Origin of the sequence: Mesorhizobium sp. M2E.F.Ca.ET.209.01.1.1 (genome assembly GCF_004010375.2) — a bacterium.
Classification (GTDB): Bacteria; Pseudomonadota; Alphaproteobacteria; order Rhizobiales; family Rhizobiaceae; genus Mesorhizobium.
Genome location: NZ_SADP02000006.1, coordinates 131,081 through 149,384, shown reverse-complemented (window position 1 = coordinate 149,384; position 18,304 = coordinate 131,081). Strand labels below are relative to the sequence as shown.

General features: G+C 59.7%; 14 protein-coding genes. 4 read left to right on the top strand and 10 right to left on the bottom strand.

The annotated features are described in order from the left end of the window. Window positions 1–193: 193 nt before the first annotated feature. The 8 genes from EN852_RS13985 to EN852_RS13950 all read right to left on the bottom strand — a co-directional run bounded on the left by EN852_RS13985 (window position 194) and on the right by EN852_RS13950 (window position 10,681). Window positions 194–1,609 carry an aspartate ammonia-lyase gene (locus tag EN852_RS13985; RefSeq protein WP_127875764.1) on the bottom strand — a complete coding sequence of 472 codons (1,416 nt, stop codon included), beginning with the start codon at window positions 1,607–1,609 and terminating at the stop codon, window positions 194–196. 80 nt (window positions 1,610–1,689) lie between these two features. Further along, window positions 1,690–3,186, bottom strand: coding sequence for a GMC family oxidoreductase (locus EN852_RS13980; RefSeq protein ID WP_127864791.1), 1,497 nt, complete (start codon window positions 3,184–3,186; stop codon window positions 1,690–1,692). Between the two features lie 9 nt (window positions 3,187–3,195). After that, complete coding sequence (ugpC, locus tag EN852_RS13975) at window positions 3,196–4,296, bottom strand: sn-glycerol-3-phosphate ABC transporter ATP-binding protein UgpC (RefSeq protein ID WP_127875765.1); 1,101 nt, start codon at window positions 4,294–4,296, stop codon at window positions 3,196–3,198. Between the two features lie 4 nt (window positions 4,297–4,300). After that, the gene (locus EN852_RS13970; protein ID WP_127864789.1) at window positions 4,301–5,179 is read right to left on the bottom strand and encodes a carbohydrate ABC transporter permease; all 879 of its coding nucleotides are present in this window, start codon (window positions 5,177–5,179) and stop codon (window positions 4,301–4,303) included. Next, complete coding sequence (locus tag EN852_RS13965; RefSeq protein ID WP_127864788.1) at window positions 5,169–6,053, bottom strand: sugar ABC transporter permease; 885 nt, start codon at window positions 6,051–6,053, stop codon at window positions 5,169–5,171. Before EN852_RS13965 ends, EN852_RS13970 begins: the two co-directional genes overlap by 11 nt. Window positions 6,054–6,140: 87 nt before the next feature. After that, entirely contained in the window at window positions 6,141–7,391 is a 1,251-nt protein-coding gene (locus tag EN852_RS13960; protein WP_127864787.1) for an ABC transporter substrate-binding protein, read from the bottom strand. Between the two features lie 81 nt (window positions 7,392–7,472). Then, window positions 7,473–8,783, bottom strand: coding sequence for a histidinol dehydrogenase (hisD, locus tag EN852_RS13955; RefSeq protein ID WP_127864868.1), 1,311 nt, complete (start codon window positions 8,781–8,783; stop codon window positions 7,473–7,475). 95 nt (window positions 8,784–8,878) lie between these two features. Further along, on the bottom strand, window positions 8,879–10,681 hold the full coding sequence (locus EN852_RS13950; protein ID WP_127875766.1) for a thiamine pyrophosphate-binding protein: 1,803 nt from the start codon (window positions 10,679–10,681) through the stop codon (window positions 8,879–8,881). A 496-nt stretch (window positions 10,682–11,177) separates the two neighbouring features. Between EN852_RS13950 and EN852_RS13945 the strand changes: the two genes are divergently transcribed. Beyond that, complete coding sequence (locus EN852_RS13945) at window positions 11,178–12,062, top strand: sugar phosphate isomerase/epimerase family protein (RefSeq protein ID WP_127864785.1); 885 nt, start codon at window positions 11,178–11,180, stop codon at window positions 12,060–12,062. A gap of 46 nt (window positions 12,063–12,108) precedes the next feature. Here the strand turns inward: EN852_RS13945 and EN852_RS13940 are convergent, their stop codons facing one another. Further along, window positions 12,109–12,867 (bottom strand): DeoR/GlpR family DNA-binding transcription regulator, encoded by a 759-nt coding sequence (locus EN852_RS13940; protein ID WP_127864784.1) that lies wholly within the window; start codon window positions 12,865–12,867, stop codon window positions 12,109–12,111. A gap of 502 nt (window positions 12,868–13,369) precedes the next feature. Between EN852_RS13940 and EN852_RS13935 the strand changes: the two genes are divergently transcribed. The 3 genes from EN852_RS13935 to hisN all read left to right on the top strand — a co-directional run bounded on the left by EN852_RS13935 (window position 13,370) and on the right by hisN (window position 16,937). After that, the gene (locus tag EN852_RS13935; RefSeq protein ID WP_127875767.1) at window positions 13,370–14,539 is read left to right on the top strand and encodes a Gfo/Idh/MocA family oxidoreductase; all 1,170 of its coding nucleotides are present in this window, start codon (window positions 13,370–13,372) and stop codon (window positions 14,537–14,539) included. A gap of 95 nt (window positions 14,540–14,634) precedes the next feature. Next, window positions 14,635–15,660: a glycoside hydrolase family 3 protein gene (locus tag EN852_RS13930; protein ID WP_189545920.1), complete on the top strand. Its 1,026-nt coding sequence runs from the start codon at window positions 14,635–14,637 to the stop codon at window positions 15,658–15,660. A 485-nt stretch (window positions 15,661–16,145) separates the two neighbouring features. Continuing rightward, a complete protein-coding gene (gene hisN / locus EN852_RS13925; protein WP_127864781.1) occupies window positions 16,146–16,937 on the top strand; it encodes a histidinol-phosphatase in 792 nt (263 codons plus the stop codon). 544 nt (window positions 16,938–17,481) lie between these two features. On the opposite strand, the gene EN852_RS13920 is transcribed toward hisN, so the two are convergent. Beyond that, on the bottom strand, window positions 17,482–18,303 hold the full coding sequence (locus EN852_RS13920) for a helix-turn-helix transcriptional regulator (RefSeq protein WP_127875769.1): 822 nt from the start codon (window positions 18,301–18,303) through the stop codon (window positions 17,482–17,484). Window position 18,304: the final 1 nt, after the last annotated feature.

Genomic DNA, 18,304 nt, shown 5'->3' with positions numbered 1-18,304 from the left:
GCAATGCACAGGGCGGAAGGCACCGACAGTGGGTCAAGCGACTCGTATTTTACACCTGCCAAACAACGATATCACCCACCGAAACATGGGGCAACACAGACAAACGAGGTCCACGATCGCCTGACCGCCACCCGAGGCGCCGGGCGCAGGCCTGTGCCTCACTATCGGTTATCGCAGCGCGGCCGTTAGCGCTTCAAGCCGAGACAGCGTTCGAGAGACCCGCGAACTCGGCACTGTTGCCGAAGATTTGGTCAATCTGCTCCGGGAGCAGAACACCCTCGTCTTCAACGACCTGACGCAAATTTCTCTTGCCTGCCAAAGCGCGTTTTGACAGTTCCGCAGCCTTGCTGTAGCCGATGAGCTTCGCCAACGGCGTGGCCAAGGCAAGGGATTGGTTCAGCAAGGCTTTGCAGCGATCCTCGTCGACTTCGATCCCGTTCACGCAGCGCTCTTTGAAAATCCGCATTCCTCTTGTCAACAACCGCATGGATTGTAGGATGTTCAATACGATCACCGGCTCCATTGCATTCAACTGGAGCTGCCCGGCGCTTGCAGCGAGCGTCACGGCAAGATCATTTCCAATGACCTGGAAACTGAGCTGGTTCATCATCTCAGGAATGACGGGATTGATCTTGCCCGGCATGATGGAAGAGCCGGCCTGTACCGGAGGCAAGCGAATCTCTCCGAGGCCGCCAAGGGGTCCGCTGCTCAGAAGACGCAGATCGTTGCAGATCTTGGTCAGCTTGACCGCAATGCGCTTCAGCATACCTGAAAAGGAAACGAAGCCGCCTGTGTCCGATGTCGCCTCGATGAAGTTGCGGGCAGCAATAAGCTGAATGCCTGATATCTGGGACAGATGAGTGCAAGCGATGTCGGGGAACTCGCGCGGCACGTTGATCGAGGTGCCGATCGCCGACCCCCCGAGGTTGATTTCCAGCAACAATCTCGCGGCCGACTGGAGTTGGACAATGTCCTCGTCAATGAGTTCCGCAAAAGCTTCGAACTCTTGCCCGACCGTCATGGGCACAGCATCCTGAAGCTGGGTCCGGCCGACCTTAAGCGCGTTGGCGTGTTGGAGCGCCTTCGCGCGAAAGGCATCGCGCAAGTTGGCTTGTGCCGAGACGAGCCCGTCGCAGGCTCGCAAAACCGTCAGGCGGATCGCGGTGGGATATACATCGTTGGTCGACTGGGAGAGGTTTACGTCATCGTTGGGGTGCAGCTTTGCGTAGTCGCCAACTTTGGCGCCGAGCTTGATCAGGGCCAGGTTCGTCACGACCTCGTTAATATTCATGTTAGTCGACGTACCGGCTCCGCCCTGCATCATGTCGACGGGGAAGTTCTCGTCGATCCCCCTCAGTTCGATGAGCTCGTCGCAAGCGTCTGAGATGGCCTGCGCCTTTTCAGCTGAGAGCAGTCCGAGTTCCATGTTTGCAAGACCAGCAGCCTTTTTCACCATCGCCATCGACTGGATGAGCTCGGGAAAATCCTTGAGCCGCAGTCCGGAGACGTCGAAATTCTGTTCTGCCCGGCGGGTATGCACGCCGTAGAGCACGTGGCCCGGAATAGCTAGCGGACCGATCAGATCCGATTCGGTACGGTCAGCAAGCATGGTAAAGTTCCCTCAGACAAAACCCTTGGAGTCACGAAAGCAGACCCGAGTATTCGACAAGGCCCGTGAGATTTAATCCCTCACGACCGGCTGATGGCGGCTCCAGCCTTGATGGCGAGCGCTGCGATCGTGAGTGCCGGGTTAACAGCCGCCGATGTCGGAAGGATCGAAGCATCCGCTACATAGAGGTTTTCGATTTCGTGAGAGCGGCACTCAGGCGACACAACCGATGTCTGTGGACTGCTTCCAAGTCGGGCAGTGCCGCATTGGTGAGAGGTCGTCTTTCTGCCGAAGGTTCGCGTAAGAACGATTGGGAAGCCCGCCCTTCGCATCACGCCTCGCGTCCTACGGATCAGCAGCTCGTGCGCTCGCATGTTGCTGCGGACCCAATGCATGACGATGCGGTCATTCTGCACTGTGACCCGGCTCTCTGGATTAGGCAGGTCCTCGCTGGTCAAGAACCAACCATAGCAGTTGCGGGCTATCAGCCCCGCCAGCCAGCGTGGCAGCAGGGGCGCGTTCGCCTTGAGGATGTTGCCCGTGATATGTCCAAGCAATTGCACGTTGCCAAGCGGGAAACCCGTCTCCGGATCGGCATTGTAGAAGTCGTTAAATGCCAGGGTCTTCTGGTAAACCGACGTATTGGCCGACCGCGGATCGATCGCCAGCATTGCAGTGGTGTTGTGGTTCATGAAGTTGCGACCGAGTTGGTCGGAGCCGTTGGCCAGCCCGCGCGGATGCGCGGCATTCGCCGACCGCAGCAAGAGTGCCGCGCTCTGGACCGCGCCAGCCGCAACGGCGAATATGCCAGCGCTGATTCGCCGCTCAACACCATCCTTCAAAAACACTGCAGCTGTCACCGTGCGACCCGTCGGATCGGTTTCCAGCCGCACGACATTGGCCCCGGTCACGAGACTAACGTCGCTGCTATTCAAAGCGGCAGTCAGTGGTCCAACCTCGGCGTCGATCTTGCCGGAACCCGTATTGGGAAAGGCATCCCAGCCGGTCTTGGCGCGGCGAAGCCACTCATTGATGTCGATAGCCAGGGGAAGGCTGGATGGGTGGATCCCAGCCTTTTTCAAGCGAGCGCGCACGGCCGCTATGGCCGGCTCGTCGGGTACCGGCGGAAAACGGTAAGGACTGGTCCGCGGGGGCTCGGTGGGATCCTGCGATGGGTCACCCCGCACCTTGAAAACCGCCTCGGCTCGCTCATACCATGGCTCGAGCTCCTCATAGGTGATCGGCCATCCAGGCGAGCCGCCGTCCATGTGGGGGCGGGGCGAGAAATCCTCCAACCTGTAGCGGTACATCACAGCGCCGAAGAATTTGGAATTGCCTCCGACATAGTAGTAATTGCCGGGCAGGAATGCCTGCCCATCGTCGCCGAGCCACTCTTCGGTCGAACGGTAGAAGCCCTCGAGAAATATCGCCCGGTCATCGCGCGCCTGGGGCGCGTCGCGCAAATGCTCGCCGCGTTCCAGAATCACGATGCGCCTGCCACTGCCGGCCAGGCTGTAGGCCAGGGAAGCGCCGCCGATGCCCGACCCGATGATGACGATGTCAGCTGTTTGATCCAAGTCGATGCCTCAGTCTATGCGTTGCTCATTGTCGGCATCGAACATTACGATCTTGCCGGTATCGACCGCGAGGGTCGCCGAAGCGCGGGCTGCCACAGCCCGTGGCGGCACACGAGCCGTGACCTCGACCCCGCCCGCCTGGAACAGCGCAAGCGTATCGGGGCCCGTAGGCTCGACCACGTCGATATTTACCGTGACCGTTTGCGTGGCTTGTGCGCCGGCGACACTGAACAACTCCGGACGGATGCCGACCAGGATATTGTGCCCAGCGTATTTGGTTGCAGCTTGTGAAGACAAAGGGATGCCCGACAGGCGGGCCGCCGCTCCACCTGGGATATCGATCACAGCGACTGGCCGGCCGTCTTCCACGTCAAGTCTCGCCGGAATGATGTTCATGGAAGGCGACCCAACGAATCTGGCCACATATACGTTGGCCGGCCGGTCGTAGACAGACTGCGGGTCGTCGAGGTGCTGGACAACGCCGTCCTTCATTACGGCCACTCGAGTGGCGAGTGTCATGGCCTCGATCTGGTCGTGAGTGACGTATACGATCGTGGTTCCCAATCGTGCATGAAGACGCTTGATCTCGGTTCGCATGTCGACGCGCAACTTTGCGTCCAAGTTGGATAAAGGTTCGTCGAAAAGGAACAGCTTGGGTTGGCGAACGATCGCGCGCCCCATTGCCACGCGCTGGCGCTGGCCGCCGGAAAGCTGCGAGGGCTTCCTGTCCAGAAGATGCGTCATCTGGAGGAGGTCGGCCGCTGTCTTGACTGCCTTGTCCCGCTCTGCTTGCGACACTCCGCGAATCTTCATGCCGAACTCGATGTTCTGGCGCACGGTCATCGTGGGATAAAGCGCGTAGGACTGGAACACCATCGCGATATCCCGGTCTTTCGGTGACAGATCGTTGACCACCTTGCCGGCGATGCGGATTTCTCCCCCTGAAATGCTCTCGAGGCCCGCGATCATGTTGAGCAGCGTTGACTTCCCGCAGCCCGATGGGCCGAGCAGCACCAGGAAGTCGCCGGTGCCGATGGAGATACTGACTCCTTTCAGGACCTCGAGGTCACCGTAGAGCTTGCGAGCCTGATCGATTTCAAGCGTTGACATGGCATCAGCCTTTCACGGCGCCGGCGGTCAGACCGCGCACGAAGTAGCGTCCAGCGACGACGTAGACGAAGAGAGTGGGGATGGCGGCAATCATGGCGGCCGCCATGTCGACATTGTATTGCTTGCGCCCCATCGTCACGTTGACGATGTTGTTCAGCGCCACGGTGATCGGCGATGATTGCCCTGCCGTGAACGACACGCCGAAAAGAAAGTCGTTCCAGATCTGCGTGAATTGCCAGATGCAGGAGACCACGATGATGGGAAGCGCGGTCGGCAACATGACTGAAAAGAAGATCCGGAAGAACCCGGCTCCGTCGATCTGCGCCGCGCGGGTCAGCTCGTCCGGAATCGTGATGAAATAGTTGCGGAAGAACAGGGTCGTAAAGCTGATGCCGTAGACCGTGTGAACCAGCACGAGACCCGGAATGGTGCCCGAAAGGTGCAGCCGACCAAGCACTTGCGCCATGGGCAGGATGACGGCCTGGAACGGCAAAAAGCAGCCGAAGAGCAACAATCCGAATATGGCGTTCGCGCCGGTGAAACGCCACTTCGTGAGAATATAGCCGTTTATTGCGCCTATCCCCGTGGACAGGATGACGGCGGGCACGACCATGAGGATGGAATTGATGAAATATGGGCGCAGTCCCGTGCAGGCCGTGCCGATGCAGGCCTCCTGCCATGCCTTGTTCCAGGCCTCGAAGGTGATTGCCTGGGGCACACCGATGAAGGAGCCGCCATAAATCTCGTCCAGCGACTTGAGCGATGTGACTATCATCACCCACAGCGGCATCAGGTAGAAGGCGGCAAGCGCTATCAGTGAGCCGTAGATAAACAAACGGCCAATCTGGTTCGAACGGCGGGCCGAGCGTGCTTCAGTGTGCATTGCGATCCTCCCTCAGTTCCGAATAGAGGTAGGGAACGATGATCGCGGCCACCGTCATCAACATCATGATGGCGCTGGCGGCGCCAACGCCCATCTGATTGCGCCGGAAGGTCGCGGCGAACATGAAGGTCGAGGGCATTTCGGTGGCGCTGCCAGGCCCGGCGTTTGTGAGGGCCAGAACCAGGTCGAAGCTCTTGATCGAGATATAGCTCAGTAGGACGATGACGCTCAGAAATGCCGGGCGCAGCATCGGTACGATGACGCTGACATAAATTCTCGGCAGGCTGGCTCCCTCGATCTGCGCGGCCTTTATTATCGAAGTGTCGATCGCCCGCAGCCCGGCCAGGAAAATGGCCATCGCGAACCCCGTCGATTGCCAGACTGCTGCGATTACCACGCAGTAGATCGCAAAGCTCGGCTGTGTGATCCAGTCGAAGACGAAGCCGGTCCAGCCGAGCTCGTTAACGACCTTCTGCAAGCCCAGGGTCGGATTCAAGATCCATTTCCACGCGGTGCCCGTGACAATGAACGACAAGGCCATGGGATAGAGGTAGACGGCTCGCAGGAAGCCCTCCGCCCTCACCTTCTGGTCGAGCAGAATCGCGAGGAACAAGCCGAGCGAGATGGTGATCGCCAGGAACAACGTCGTAAATATGAAGAGGTTGGCGACTGCAGTGTGCCAGCGCGGGGTGGACCACAAACGCACATATTGCTCGAGCCCGACGAAGTCGAACTTCGGCACCATCTGGGACGAAGATAGCGAGATCCAGGCCGTCCAGACGATGAAGAGATAGACGGCAATCAGAACGGCCAGCAGGCTGGGCGACAGCACGAGCCGCGGCAGCCATAGGTCCAATTTGTTTTTGAGCGACATGGGACTAACCAACCTCGCTATTGCCGAGCATTGTTGCGGACGGTGTCCCCGCCGGCACGGTTGCCGGCAGGGCTTTGATGGCTTGGATTAGCGGGCGTTGTTGATCCCGTCGACCAAGGCCTGAACAGCGTCCTTGGACGACATGTCGGTGACGAAGAACTTGCCGACGACGTCGGTGAAGACGCCGGCGAATTGAGGCTGAGCGGCAAAGCCGTCCGTCAGACCGCCGAGCATCGCGCCGTTCTTCACTGCCGCCTCGCGATCGGCATAGCTGCGCTTCGCGCAGTCATCGAAACTGTCGACCGGAACGTCGGAGCGAGCAGGGATCGAACCCTTGAACAGGTTGAACTGCTTCTGCACCTCGGGATCCATGATCGATTCCGCCCAAGCGTCCTGGCCAGCCGTGGTCACAGCATCATCGACTTTGAACATGCCGAAGGCATCGATCACGAACTTGAAGTTGGGCTTGTCGGTCGGCGTGGGGAAACAAAGGAAGTCGACGCCCGGCTTCAAGCCTTTGGCGAGGAACTCACCCTTGGCCCAGTCACCCATGACCTGCATGGCAGCCTTGCCATCCGCGACCATCCCCGTAGCCACTGCCCAGTCACGTCCGGTGAAGCCGTCATCGACAAGCGCGCGGACCTTCCTAAGCTTGTCGAACGTGGCGATCATCTCGGGGCTCGAAAGAGTGCCCTCGTCCAGGTCGACAACGGCCTTCTTGTAGAATTCTGGCCCGTTCACATCCACCAGGATCGCCTCGAAGACTTCGAGGATCTGCCAACTCTCGTCCCCCATGGCCAGCGGGATCACACCGGCGGCCCGGAGCTTATCGCCATTGGCGATCAACTCGTCCCAAGACTTCGGTTCTTTGACGCCGGCCTTGTCGAAAGCGGCCTTGTTCGCCCACAGCCAGTTCTGCCGATGCATGTTGATCGGAACGGAAATAAAGTCGTCGCCGTTTTTGACAAAGGAAAGCAACTGCGGGGCGAGCGCCTTATCCCAGCCGTTCTTGGTATAGAGCTCGTTGAGGGAGCGCAGGACGCCCTGCTTACCCCAGTCGAGGCCCTCATACCCCAAAAACTGCATCGTCGCCGGCGGGTTCCCAGCCGCAAGACGCGTGCGCAGCGCCTGCAGCGCGTTGGCGCCGCTGAGGCCGCCGACCGCGCTATCCTGCCAAGTGTAGCCCTTGGAAGCCAGCTTGTCCGTGACGACCTTTAGCGCCTTGACCTCGCTTTCGGATACCCAGTGATGAATGCCTTCGACCTTGCCCTTGCTTTCGGCCAACGCCGCGACGGGCATGAAGGCGATCGAGGCGGCCAGAATAGTGGTGAGCTTCATTGTAGTTCCCCTTTGTTGCTTGCGTTGGTGGCTTGATGATCCGGCGCGACCCAGTGCGGCCCGTACCGGGGCGGTTACGCATCAGAACGGTTCGGCTGCCGATGCGTATGGAACGTTGCGCCCGCCGTAACGGCGGACGCGGATGTTGGACTGCTCGGCGTGGCCGGCAAAACCCTCCATGATGCAGAGACGTGAGCTGTACTGGCCGACCAGGGCGGATGCTTCGTCGGTCTCAATGCGCTGGTAGGTGCAGGTTTTGAGGAACTTGCCGACCCACAACCCGCCTGTGTAGCGAGCCGCCTTGTTCGTGGGCAGCGTGTGGTTGGTCCCGATAACTTTGTCGCCGAAAGACACGTTGGTGCGGGCGCCCAGAAATAGAGCGCCATAGTTCCTCATTCTGTCCAGGAAATAGTCCGGATCGCGTGTCATGACCTGGACATGCTCGGAAGCGATACGGTCCGCCTCCGCCACCATCTCATCGAGGGTGTCGCACAGGATGATCTCGCCGTGGTCTTCCCATGCCTTGGCTGCGACTGCCGCCGTTGGCAGGATCTTGAGCAGCCGCTCGATCTCGTCGAGGGTGTCGCGGGCAAGTTTCTCAGAATTGGTGATCAGCAGTGCGGGAGAGTTGACACCATGCTCCGCCTGGCCAAGCAGGTCCGTCGCCACGATCTCGCCGTCGACGCTGTCGTCGGCAATCACCAAGGTCTCAGTCGGACCTGCGAAGAGATCAATGCCGACCTTGCCGAACAAGAGCCGCTTGGCCTCGGCGACGTAAGCGTTTCCGGGACCGGCCAGGATGTCTACGGGAGCGATCGTCTCGGTGCCATAGGCCATGGCCGCGATGGCTTGGACGCCACCAAGACAGTAAATCTCGTCCGCGCCGGCAAGGGCCTGGGCAGCGACGATCTTGTCGGCGATCCTGCCGCGAAATGGCGGCGCGCAAGTGATCACGCGTTCGCAGCCTGCCACCCGAGCGGTCAAGACCGTCATGTGAGCGGAGGCGAGGAGCGGATATTTGCCACCCGGGACATAACATCCGACATTCTGGATCGGTATGTTCTTATGCCCCAAAATCACGCCTGGCAGCGTCTCGATCTCTAGATCGCGAAGCGTGGCGCGCTGGGCTTCGGCGAACTTGCGTATCTGGTCCTGAGCGAAATCGAGATCTTCGCGCTCGCGCTTGCTCAACGCGGCGATGCACCCCTCGATCTCCGACTTGGTCAGGCGATAGCTCTCCCGGTCGAACTTGTCGAAGCGGTTAGACAATTCTCGGACCGCCGCGTCGCCGCCTTTCTCGACTTGCGCCAGCAATGCCTGGACCGTCGCGGTGACGGCCTGCTGGCCATCGTCAGCGACACTGCCTTGGGCGGGCTTGAAGGTGCGTATCATGGCAATATCTCTTGCTTTGCGTGCGCGCGTGCGCGCCGCACTACCGAATGTGATTGCTGGCGATGCGGGAGGGCGCTTTGCGCCCTCCAACCGTGCTAGAGGTGTTGCTCGCGTGCGCGCATCTGCGCGTATGCGGCCTGCTCTTTCTCGTAGTAGGCTGGCGACGGGAAATCCCACCAGCCGGTGGCGAACGGCCCCGCGGCATCGCGTGACACGATGACTTCAACGAGAGCAGGCCCGCCGCATTCCAAGGCTGCCTTCAGGCTGGTTTCGAGATCTTCATCCTTCTCGACCTTCCAGGCCTCGAGCCCGAATGCGCGGGCCGAAGCCGTGATATCGGCCGAATAAGGCTGGCCATTGCCCGAGTGATGATTGAATTCGGAAGCAATGTGACGACCCATGAACTTGCGCTGGCCACCGCGGATCGACATGTACCCAGAATTGTTCAGCACCAGGAACACCACATTGATGCCGTTCATCGCGGCAGTTCCCATCTCGGGCAGCGACATCATGAAGTCGCCGTCGCCGACGATCGCCACGACCTGACGGTCCGGGCATGCAAGCTTGGCGCCCAACGCGGCCGGCACTGCCCAGCCCATCGGCGAATAGGAGCCGGAGGTCAGATGGGTGCGCGGCTCGTAGACTGGGAAGCTTTGCTTGACCGAACCCTGGGTGTTGCCCGAGCCGACAACCACAATACCATTGCGATCGAGAACCTTGCGCAAAGCGACCAGTGGTCGCTGGGAGGTGAAGGGCGTTTCGCGGCTATTTTCGCGCGGCGACACCTGGGCGATCCAGTCCGCCTTGGCCTTCTGAACGTCAGCCAGAAACTTCTCGCGTTTGGCCAGCGCCTTCTTGGCATCGCCATCAGAAATGAGCGCCAGGATCGCCTCCAAGGCTACCTTTGCGTCTGATACGATCCCCACCTCGGTGGGATAGGTCTTGCCGATCTCGCGCGGGTCGAGGTCGATATGGATGAGCTTCCCCGGGGGGATCGAGAACGAGACGCCCTTGGCATAGGAAGATGCCGACCAGTCGGTGAAGCGGCAGCCGACCGAAACGACGACATCTGCGGACGCGGTGATCTTGTTGCCGCAGGTCGTACCGGTCTGCCCGACCGCTCCGATGAAGAGTTCGTGATCTTCCGAGATGGCGCCCTTGCCGTTCCAGGTGATCGAAACCGCCGCGCCGACCCGCTCGGCCAAACGCGTCAGTTCGTTCGAAGCGTTGGCCGTGATAGCGCCGCCACCGGCGACGATGACCGGGCGTTCGGCACTCAACAGGACCTTGACCGCCGCCTCGATCGCGCTCGGATCGGGATAGGCCACACCAATGGGAAGGCGCTTTTCCAGCGGATGAATGGTGACATCGGCCGCTTCGACCTGAACGTCCATCGGCACCTCGACATGCACGGGACCAGGGCGGCCGGTGAGCATGGCGTTGAAGGCGCGATGCATGATGCTCGGCAGGACTTGCACGGACTGGGCTTGCCATGCCCGTTTTGTCACCTGCTCGGTGATGCGCGGGAAAGCATTGTCCTGTTGGCGCTCGATCTCCTGCATGGTGCCATGGCCATGCATGTAGGTCTGCGGCGAGCCGGAGACGTAAAACAGCGAGGTGGAATCGCAATAGGCCGTGGCGAGGCCAATAATTGTGTTCGTCGCACCTGGTCCGACCGAAGTGGAACATGCCATGGGCTTGCCACTGGCACGGAAATAACCGTCCGCCATGTGGACAGCGCTTTGTTCGTGCATGACCTGGATGAAAGGCAATTGCGAGCCTTCCTCCAAGAAGGCATCGAACAGAGACCAGATGCCATGGCCGGGAACACCGGCCACGTATTCGACGCCATATTCCTTGAGCGCTTTCGCGACGATCTGCCCGCCGGTCAGTTTCATTGTTCGACCCTCTCGTCTTTTGTTGGCGAGGCGATTGTGGATATGATCCTCGTCCATGTGCCTAGTAAGCAGTCATCTGTGGCTGTGCGACAAGTTCGCAGGGTAGCTTTAATAGACGCGATGTGACGCGCCGAGAAAGAAGCATTGCGACAGATAGGATGGGGCAGCTTCCGTAGGCCGCGAAGGCGGCCGCATGGCAGGCGCTTTTTGATCGGCAGCCATTTTGCCTTCCTTGGCAGCCATTTTGGCGCAATGTGACGCGATTGGAATCATACGTCGCGCACGAATTCGGACTGCCGCGCAGTTCCCCCTGGGGAGGCGATATGTCTTGATCGCGCGGGTAGTCGGCTTGCGACCGCCGAAGCCATGAGCAACCATAGCAACCTGGCGCGGAAGAAGCCTTGGCAATGACGAGGCTTTATGCCGGCCGTGGTGATCCGGCAGGGACTTGGCATTCGGCACAACCCGGTCGTGAATACGAAGTGACGGGCACAAAATGACGATGAAGCGGAACCAGATTATCCTGCATGCTCTCGTAGCGCGACACGGCACGCTGGCCCTTGATGTGGATATTGCGAGCGAGCTTGGTTTTGACGGGCTGGAAGCCTCCGGGGCCAAGATCCGTGCTTTTCTGGACGCCGGCTTCACTGTCCAGGAGCTGCGTCGCTTGATCGGTGACACGTTCATTCCAGGCATCGGATTTCTTCTCGATGTGGAACGCCACGGCAATGCCCGCAAAGCATTGCTGAGGGACGCGGAAGAATTGACGGAACTTGCCGTGTCGGTTGGAGCGAAGGGCATTCAGGTCATCACCGGTCCAGTCAGTCTGGCGGCTCTCGGTCCCGAGGCCAGCACCAGGCACCCGGATCTATACCGAGGCGTCGTCGGGTTGCCGCTCGAGGAGCAGATCGACATCACGGCGTCAGGGCTGGCAGCCGTCGCCGACATCGCCGCCCAACGCAACCTGGTCATCTACCATGAGGCGCTGTCCTGGACCCCACTCAACACGATTGACAGGCAGCTTCTCACCATAAGGAAGGCGGCACGCGACAACATACGCCTCGTCGTCGATTTCTGGCACTGCTACACCTCCGGCGACGGCCCGGAACGCATTTCGCGCTTGGACAAAGACCTCATCTACGGAGTGCACATCTGTGACTCTCTTGCGTTCACCGGCGGCATCCCCAACGAGCCTATTCTCCGCGATGTCGAAACGGGCAAGGGCGTATTGAACCTTAGAGAATGGGTGGCTGCCGTGAAAGCGACCGGTTACGATAGCTGGTGGAGCTGCGAGCTGTTTTGCAACAAGCAGCATCAGATGGACAGCTACGAAGTGGCGCGCGATCTGAAAATCCTGATGCAGGATCTTGTCGCTGGTTAATGATCCGGCGGGATGGAGGGAAGGCCCGAAGGATCTGTCGCAGCCTTCAGCCTATGTGGTCGATAAGCGTGCCTTGGCGGCGAAACGGTTCGAGGGTCTCGGCATCAAGCTGGCGGGCTGCGAGTATATGATCGATCGCATCAGGTCCCGAAACCTGAAAGGGAGCGATTTTCGCCATACGGTCGGCCGTAGCGACAACAATCCGCACGGCGCTTCGGCGACACATGACCCGTTTGATTTCGGCGTCGGCAAGATCGAATGCGGTCAATCCGACGGAAGCGTGGACCGCGCAATCGCTGACAAGAAAGATGTCGGCGTTGAACTGCTCCAATTGCAAAATGGCGGCGGTTCCAAGACAGCATCCTTTGCCTTGGTCATAAAGCCCGCCCACAAGAACGACGCTGGCTTGACGGTGCCCCTCCAGGGCACTCGCGACATGTGGGGAATTTGTTACGATCGTCAAAGACAGGTGCCGAGGTAAAGCGGCGGCAAAAGCAACGCTAAGCGCTGCGTGGTCGGTCATGATCGTCGCGCCTGGTTGAACGAGCTTCGCTGCGGCGGCAGCCAGCGGCGCCAGATCCGTGGTCGAGGTCCTCGACCGCTCAGGCCCGGCTTTGGCCTCCGACGCCCTGGCCAAGGCTCCGCCATAGACCCTGCGGCAAAGTCCGGCCCTGGCAAGATCGCGCAGATCGCGCCGCACAGTGTCTTCAGAGACGCGGAACTCGAGCGCAAGCGCGTTGGCCAGGACTTTGCCATGCTCGGCCAATCTGTCGCGAATGATCTCTTGGCGTTCTTCTGCAAGCATTGTCCAGAAGTCCCTACGGCGACCCTAGCCGGTTGTCTCTTCGGGTCGTGCCCAGCGGATATAAATCCCAAGCGCCCCACCCTGCAACGTCATCGTTAACCGACACCCCCGTTGAACGACAGGACCGCGTGCCTGCGGGCGACTCGGCAGTTGATCCTGCCGACGAGGTTTGGAATGCACTTCAACCCCGGCAGGACCGATTCTTAGCTCATCGCGTGGACGCCGTTGCTCCTCCAGGAGATGCCTGCGTTTGGCGCATTGTTGAGCCCTATGATGTGGTTGCGGCGATCGCAATGGAGCGCTCGCGTCTCATTCGGTCGACCGAACGGCGTCACCGATCGCATCACTGTGCGTCACTGATTGGCGCCGTGCGAACTTGTCGCTCGATTCAGCGAGTGGAAGGATGACTTTAATCATGACGCTGCCGCTGCCGGATTGAGCGACGTGCGACACCTGTCTTTCCAGGCCCGATAAGAGCCGGGCCAATTACGCAAGGGGATCCATGAATCTTCTGACAGACGACATCCCGGGCAGACGTCGCCTTCGCGCGGGCATGTTGGGAGGAGGGCGAGGTTCTTTCTTTGCAAGCCGGCATAGAACTGCCATGCGGCTAACCAATCGCTTCGAATTGGTCGCAGGCTCGTTCTCGTCCGACCGACAAACCAGCATTGAAGCCGGCGAGGCGCTTGGGGTGGCTCGGGACCGCATCTACTTCAGCTTCACTGACATGGCTACCGCTGAAGCGGCACGCGATGATGGCATAGAAGTCGCGATAGTCGTTACCCCTAACCATCTCCATTTCGAGCCATGCAAGTCCTTTCTCGAAGCGGGCATCCCTGTCATCTGCGAAAAGCCGCTGGTCCACTCATCGGAGCAGGCGCGCGAGCTCCAGCGGATCGCGGCGGCAAACGAGACGTTTTTTGCTGTGACATATACGTACACAGGCTATCCGATGGTTCGAGATGCTCGCGCCCGCATCCGCGCGGGCGACATCGGACAGGTTCGCTTCATGCATGTGGAGTATCTTCTGGAATGGCTGGTAAACGACCCCTCGAAGCTGGGCAAAGGCGGGACATGGCGCGGCGACCCCGCAAAGGCGGGACCGACCGGCGCGCTTGGGGACATCGGAACACACGCCTTTAACATCCTCGAATTCGTTTCGGGGCTTCGGTGCACCGCGCTCAGCGCCAATTTGATGCAAACGGTCGATTCCTTCGGACTGGACGACACCGATGTTGTTCAGCTCGAATTCGAGGGAGGCGCCAATGGTGTGTTGTGGTCCTCTCTTGCCGCGCCAGGCCACCGCAACGGGCTGCGTTTCAAGATCGTGGGCTCCAAGGCCACTCTCGAGTGGCGTCAGGAGGCACCGGAAACGCTGACTATGTCTCGGCTCGGCCAAAGCGATCTTACCTACCGTCGAGGCCAGGCCGACATCACCTCAGACGCGAAGCTTGCGACGAGCCTGCCGGCGGGATCCCCCGAAGGCTACCTCGAAGCTCTTGCGGTCCTTTACAGCGACTATGCAACGGCGCTCGAAGCCGGCCGAAACTGGCGAGAAGCGCTCCCCGTGCCGATCCAGGATGTGTACGAAGGGCTGCGGGGCGTTCTGCTGTCCGAGATCAGCGTCAGATCTTCAGCTTCGAAGTCATGGGTTTCGTTCCCCCGCTCCTGAGCAGACATGCCGTAAATTGAATGAATGTCCGATGTCGTTTGAGCTGTCTCGTTCGGACGAAGCCTTGAGGGTGGAAACAATAAGGAATGCACAACGTGGATGAGATCGCACGCGACGCTTATGCAGTACTTCTGCCCGCCTTTGAAAGGGCTGATTTCACGGAAGCCTCGAGGTCTTTCTTCGATGCCGGCGGCGTCGCTTCGCTGCTCGGATCAACGCGCGAGGAATATGTGGCGCGTCGCATGTCTAGAGAGAGGCAGCAAACAGAGACGCGAGAGCTTCTTTTTGACTATCACAACCGCGCCCGGTCGCTTGCTGGCGACGTGCTGATCGCGATCGACTACGAGCTGGGAGGGGTCCATCGCCTCCACAACCTTGCCCCCCAGCTTCCTCATCCGCGCGAGGTCCTGGAAATGAAGGAGGCCGAAATAGAGCATTTTGGAGTCGAGGCAGCCCGCGCAGCAAAGACATGCGGCGTCAACTTCTTCCTGGCACCAGTCCTCGACTTGGTGACGGGGAGCAACCCATGGCTGCGTGACCGCACCTTCTCTGCGGACGCCGACCTCGTCAGTCGGGCCGCCTCTGCGTTCATTCGCGGAGTACAAAGCCAAGGTGTCGCGGCAACGGCGAAGCACTTTCCCGGCCATCCCCATGTTCCCGAGGATCCCCATGACAGCGCCGCCGTTACGGTCACTGCCGCGCTGCATGATCTCAGACCCAATCTTACATGCTTTGACGCGGCCATTGCGGCGGGTGTGCGCGCCATCATGACCGGACCAATACCCGTGGATGCGATCGATCCGGGCGAGCCTTCCTCGACTTCAGCGAAGGTGGTAGCGTTGCTTCGCGAGACCCACCGGTTTCAGGGCCTGATCGTTTCGGACGATCTTGATCTGCCTGGAACGTTGCGTGGCCGGACCGTCCCGGAAACCGCGGTGGCGTCCTTGAAAGCTGGCGTCGAGCTACTTTTGTTGGCTTCCGGTCCCCAGGTCGACGAGGTGGCGAACTGCATCGTCGCGAGTGTCCAGACCGGCAATCTCCGACGAGAGGTCGTCGCGCGAGCAGCGAGCGCAGTTCGTCGGCTGGCTTCGGAAGCGGGACGCTGCCTTCAGGCAGCCTGAGCGGGGTTCGGAAGCGGAGACAGCGCAGATGCTGTCATGGTGACCGGGCTTGTGGTTACTCACATTTTGGAGACTAGATTTTGGCTTGCGCGGGCGCCAAGGTTTGGGGCTGGAATGACATCTGTCCCTAGTATAAACGCTGCGAATCCCACGGTCGCTTCGCCAATGACTTGCATGGCACCGAGGGCCTCTCCCCGTTTCGGACCAGCAGTCTACTCATCCCATGAGCGCCATAGGATCAACGCACGCGGCCGCCGCCGCAGGAGCACCGCACTCGGAACTGCGCGTTCACGAGATCGATGGCTTCGCGTCGCGACAATTCAGCCGGGCCAATTCCTGTTTCCGGCAACACCAACGGAGCGGCAGCCGTCTCTCATCACGGCCAAACACGGCTTTATTTCCGCCAAACCGCAGATGCGAGAATGTAGAATTGGACGGAGCGCCCGCCCCTAAAAGCAGCTGCATGGCATAATCGGAAGGAAATCATGTCGAAGCTACCGGACTCAACATTCTTGCACCGTCTTGCTGATCTGGCGGATGCTGAAACTCTGCCCCGCTATCTGGTCGAGCTAGCCGTCGAGACCAAGCCTAAGCCCGGATATAGATTTGATCCGGTGACCGAGGCGGATCGAGAAGCAGAAATTGCGTTGCGTTCAGCCATAATAGCGGAGTTTCCCGACCACGCCGTACTCGGTGAGGAATTCGGCGAAACCGGCGGCGGCAGCGACTGGCGTTGGGTGCTTGATCCCGTAGATGGAACGCGGCCTTTCATTTGCGGGATTCCCGTCTGGGGGACACTCATCGGTTTGACCAATCGCGGCCACGCCGAAATGGGCATGCTTAGCCAGCCCTACATTGGCGAGCGGTTCTGGGCCGACACGACCGGGGCTTGGCGCCAGCGCGCCGGCGAACCCCAGCGACTCAGGACGCGTAGCATCGACACCCTTTCCGACGCCATTCTCCACACCAACTCGCCCGAACATTTTCACGGCGATCTCAAAGCTGGCTTCGAGCGGCTGAACAGCGCCGTCAAGATGACCCGCTACGGAGGCGAATGTTATGCCTTCGCCATGCTGGCGGCGGGCCGGATCGACTTAGCGCTTGAACCTTCCCTGCAGCCCTACGACATCGTGGCCCTTATCCCGATCATCGAGAAGGCCGGGGGCGTGATCACGCGTCTCGATGGCGGGCGAGCTGAGGAAGGAGGCCCCGTTCTTGCCGCGGCGACGCCGTCGCTGCATCGGTTGGCTCTGAATGAGCTTATCCTGAACGCCTAAAGCGCAAGAAACTGACGTCAAGAACCGACAGCTTACCGGCCACTTTCACGGTGGATACAATAGCCTGTGATTGCTCATGCAGGCTTTGGGCGGTCTGGCGATCAGCCTCACCTGCCGGCGCTGAGTTGCGATGATGTCAACAACCTCGAACGTGGAAGTCCGATCCAGCTGACGTTAGAAGGCGCCCGTCATGCATAATGTCGCTTCACAAACCTTGTCCGTGCGAAGTTGCGCCCCCACAGGGTCAGGGGTTAACTCACGCATACAACAGAACAGCAACGAATTGGGCTTCGGCCTCCATCGGCCAGTCGAATCTGAGGCTTGTCTGACGTCCTCCCAGGACTTCTCGTCACATTGAAGGGCGGGCAACCACGTTGCCCGCCTTCTCTTTGCTGTGATCCTAGTACGTCTAGGGCGCCATCAGATCCGTGACGGACCAGCGGAAGGTGGCGTGGTCGGTTTGTTGGCGATTTCGGGAAGCGATTGAACCGGCAGGGCCACCGGCCGAGCATAAAGCTGACGAGCAATGCACTTCGTGCGCATGTCACATCTGGATCATGTCCGACCCGTCACCCAAATACTGCAGCACTTCCCTGGGGATGCTCGGATCGCTCCTGTCAATCACGGTAAGCTCCTTGAGGTGACTGCGTTGGAGCAGGCCCGGCCCCTTGTAGTGCAAGGCAACCTTAGTAGCATAGGGCTGTCGGAAGGCGTTGGCGGCAATGCCGCTGGCGATGCCGAACATGAAACGCTTCGCGTTTCGTTTAACCTGGGCATAGACACCGAAGGTGAGCTCATTGCTCTGGATGCCTTCGAAATCAGCCGTAAACAGCCGGTCCGCAACTGGGAAGCTGAACCCGTAGTACTTGAAGACGTATTCCGTTCTTCCCGGCCGGTCGAAGCTCGGGAACCTCTCGATATAGTAATGCTGGAGAAAATTGTTATTCCGATAAAGGCAAAATGCCGACTTTAGAATGAAACCTTTGTAGATCGACGAAAACTGATACCGGTCATAGACACCCAGGATTTCCGAATCCTGCACGCTTCCGTCGAAGACAATATTCGACAGGAAGTTGACAAACTCCGGCAAATGGCGCGCGGTTGACATCGCATGAAAAAAGTTGCCGTCAATGAGCGTCCTGAACTCCTCAGGGTTGGAGAAAAGGATCGGCACGCTCAGCCCGAAGAAATTCGCGATCGTGCGCAGATTGGCACTGGACGGCACATGGGCGCCTGACAGATATTTGTTAAACTGTTGCCGGTTGACGTTTAATTTGCGACAAACAGCGGCGACAGACCCGTGGCGATCGCACAAGGTCCTCAAATTTGCCGCGAGCGCCGCGGTATCCCCTGCGATGTGGTTCACC

What these genes read in the sequence shown, in the direction of transcription:
- EN852_RS13985 (WP_127875764.1), bottom strand. Translation starts at nt 1,609, where the DNA reads ATGCTTGCTGACCGTACCGAATCGGATCTGATCGGTCCGCTAGCTATT.
- ugpC (WP_127875765.1), bottom strand. Translation starts at nt 4,296, where the DNA reads ATGTCAACGCTTGAAATCGATCAGGCTCGCAAGCTCTACGGTGACCTC.
- EN852_RS13970 (WP_127864789.1), bottom strand. Translation starts at nt 5,179, where the DNA reads ATGCACACTGAAGCACGCTCGGCCCGCCGTTCGAACCAGATTGGCCGT.
- EN852_RS13965 (WP_127864788.1), bottom strand. Translation starts at nt 6,053, where the DNA reads ATGTCGCTCAAAAACAAATTGGACCTATGGCTGCCGCGGCTCGTGCTG.
- EN852_RS13960 (WP_127864787.1), bottom strand. Translation starts at nt 7,391, where the DNA reads ATGAAGCTCACCACTATTCTGGCCGCCTCGATCGCCTTCATGCCCGTC.
- hisD (WP_127864868.1), bottom strand. Translation starts at nt 8,783, where the DNA reads ATGATACGCACCTTCAAGCCCGCCCAAGGCAGTGTCGCTGACGATGGC.
- EN852_RS13950 (WP_127875766.1), bottom strand. Translation starts at nt 10,681, where the DNA reads ATGAAACTGACCGGCGGGCAGATCGTCGCGAAAGCGCTCAAGGAATAT.
- EN852_RS13945 (WP_127864785.1), top strand. Translation starts at nt 11,178, where the DNA reads ATGACGATGAAGCGGAACCAGATTATCCTGCATGCTCTCGTAGCGCGA.
- EN852_RS13940 (WP_127864784.1), bottom strand. Translation starts at nt 12,867, where the DNA reads ATGCTTGCAGAAGAACGCCAAGAGATCATTCGCGACAGATTGGCCGAG.
- EN852_RS13935 (WP_127875767.1), top strand. Translation starts at nt 13,370, where the DNA reads ATGAATCTTCTGACAGACGACATCCCGGGCAGACGTCGCCTTCGCGCG.
- hisN (WP_127864781.1), top strand. Translation starts at nt 16,146, where the DNA reads ATGTCGAAGCTACCGGACTCAACATTCTTGCACCGTCTTGCTGATCTG.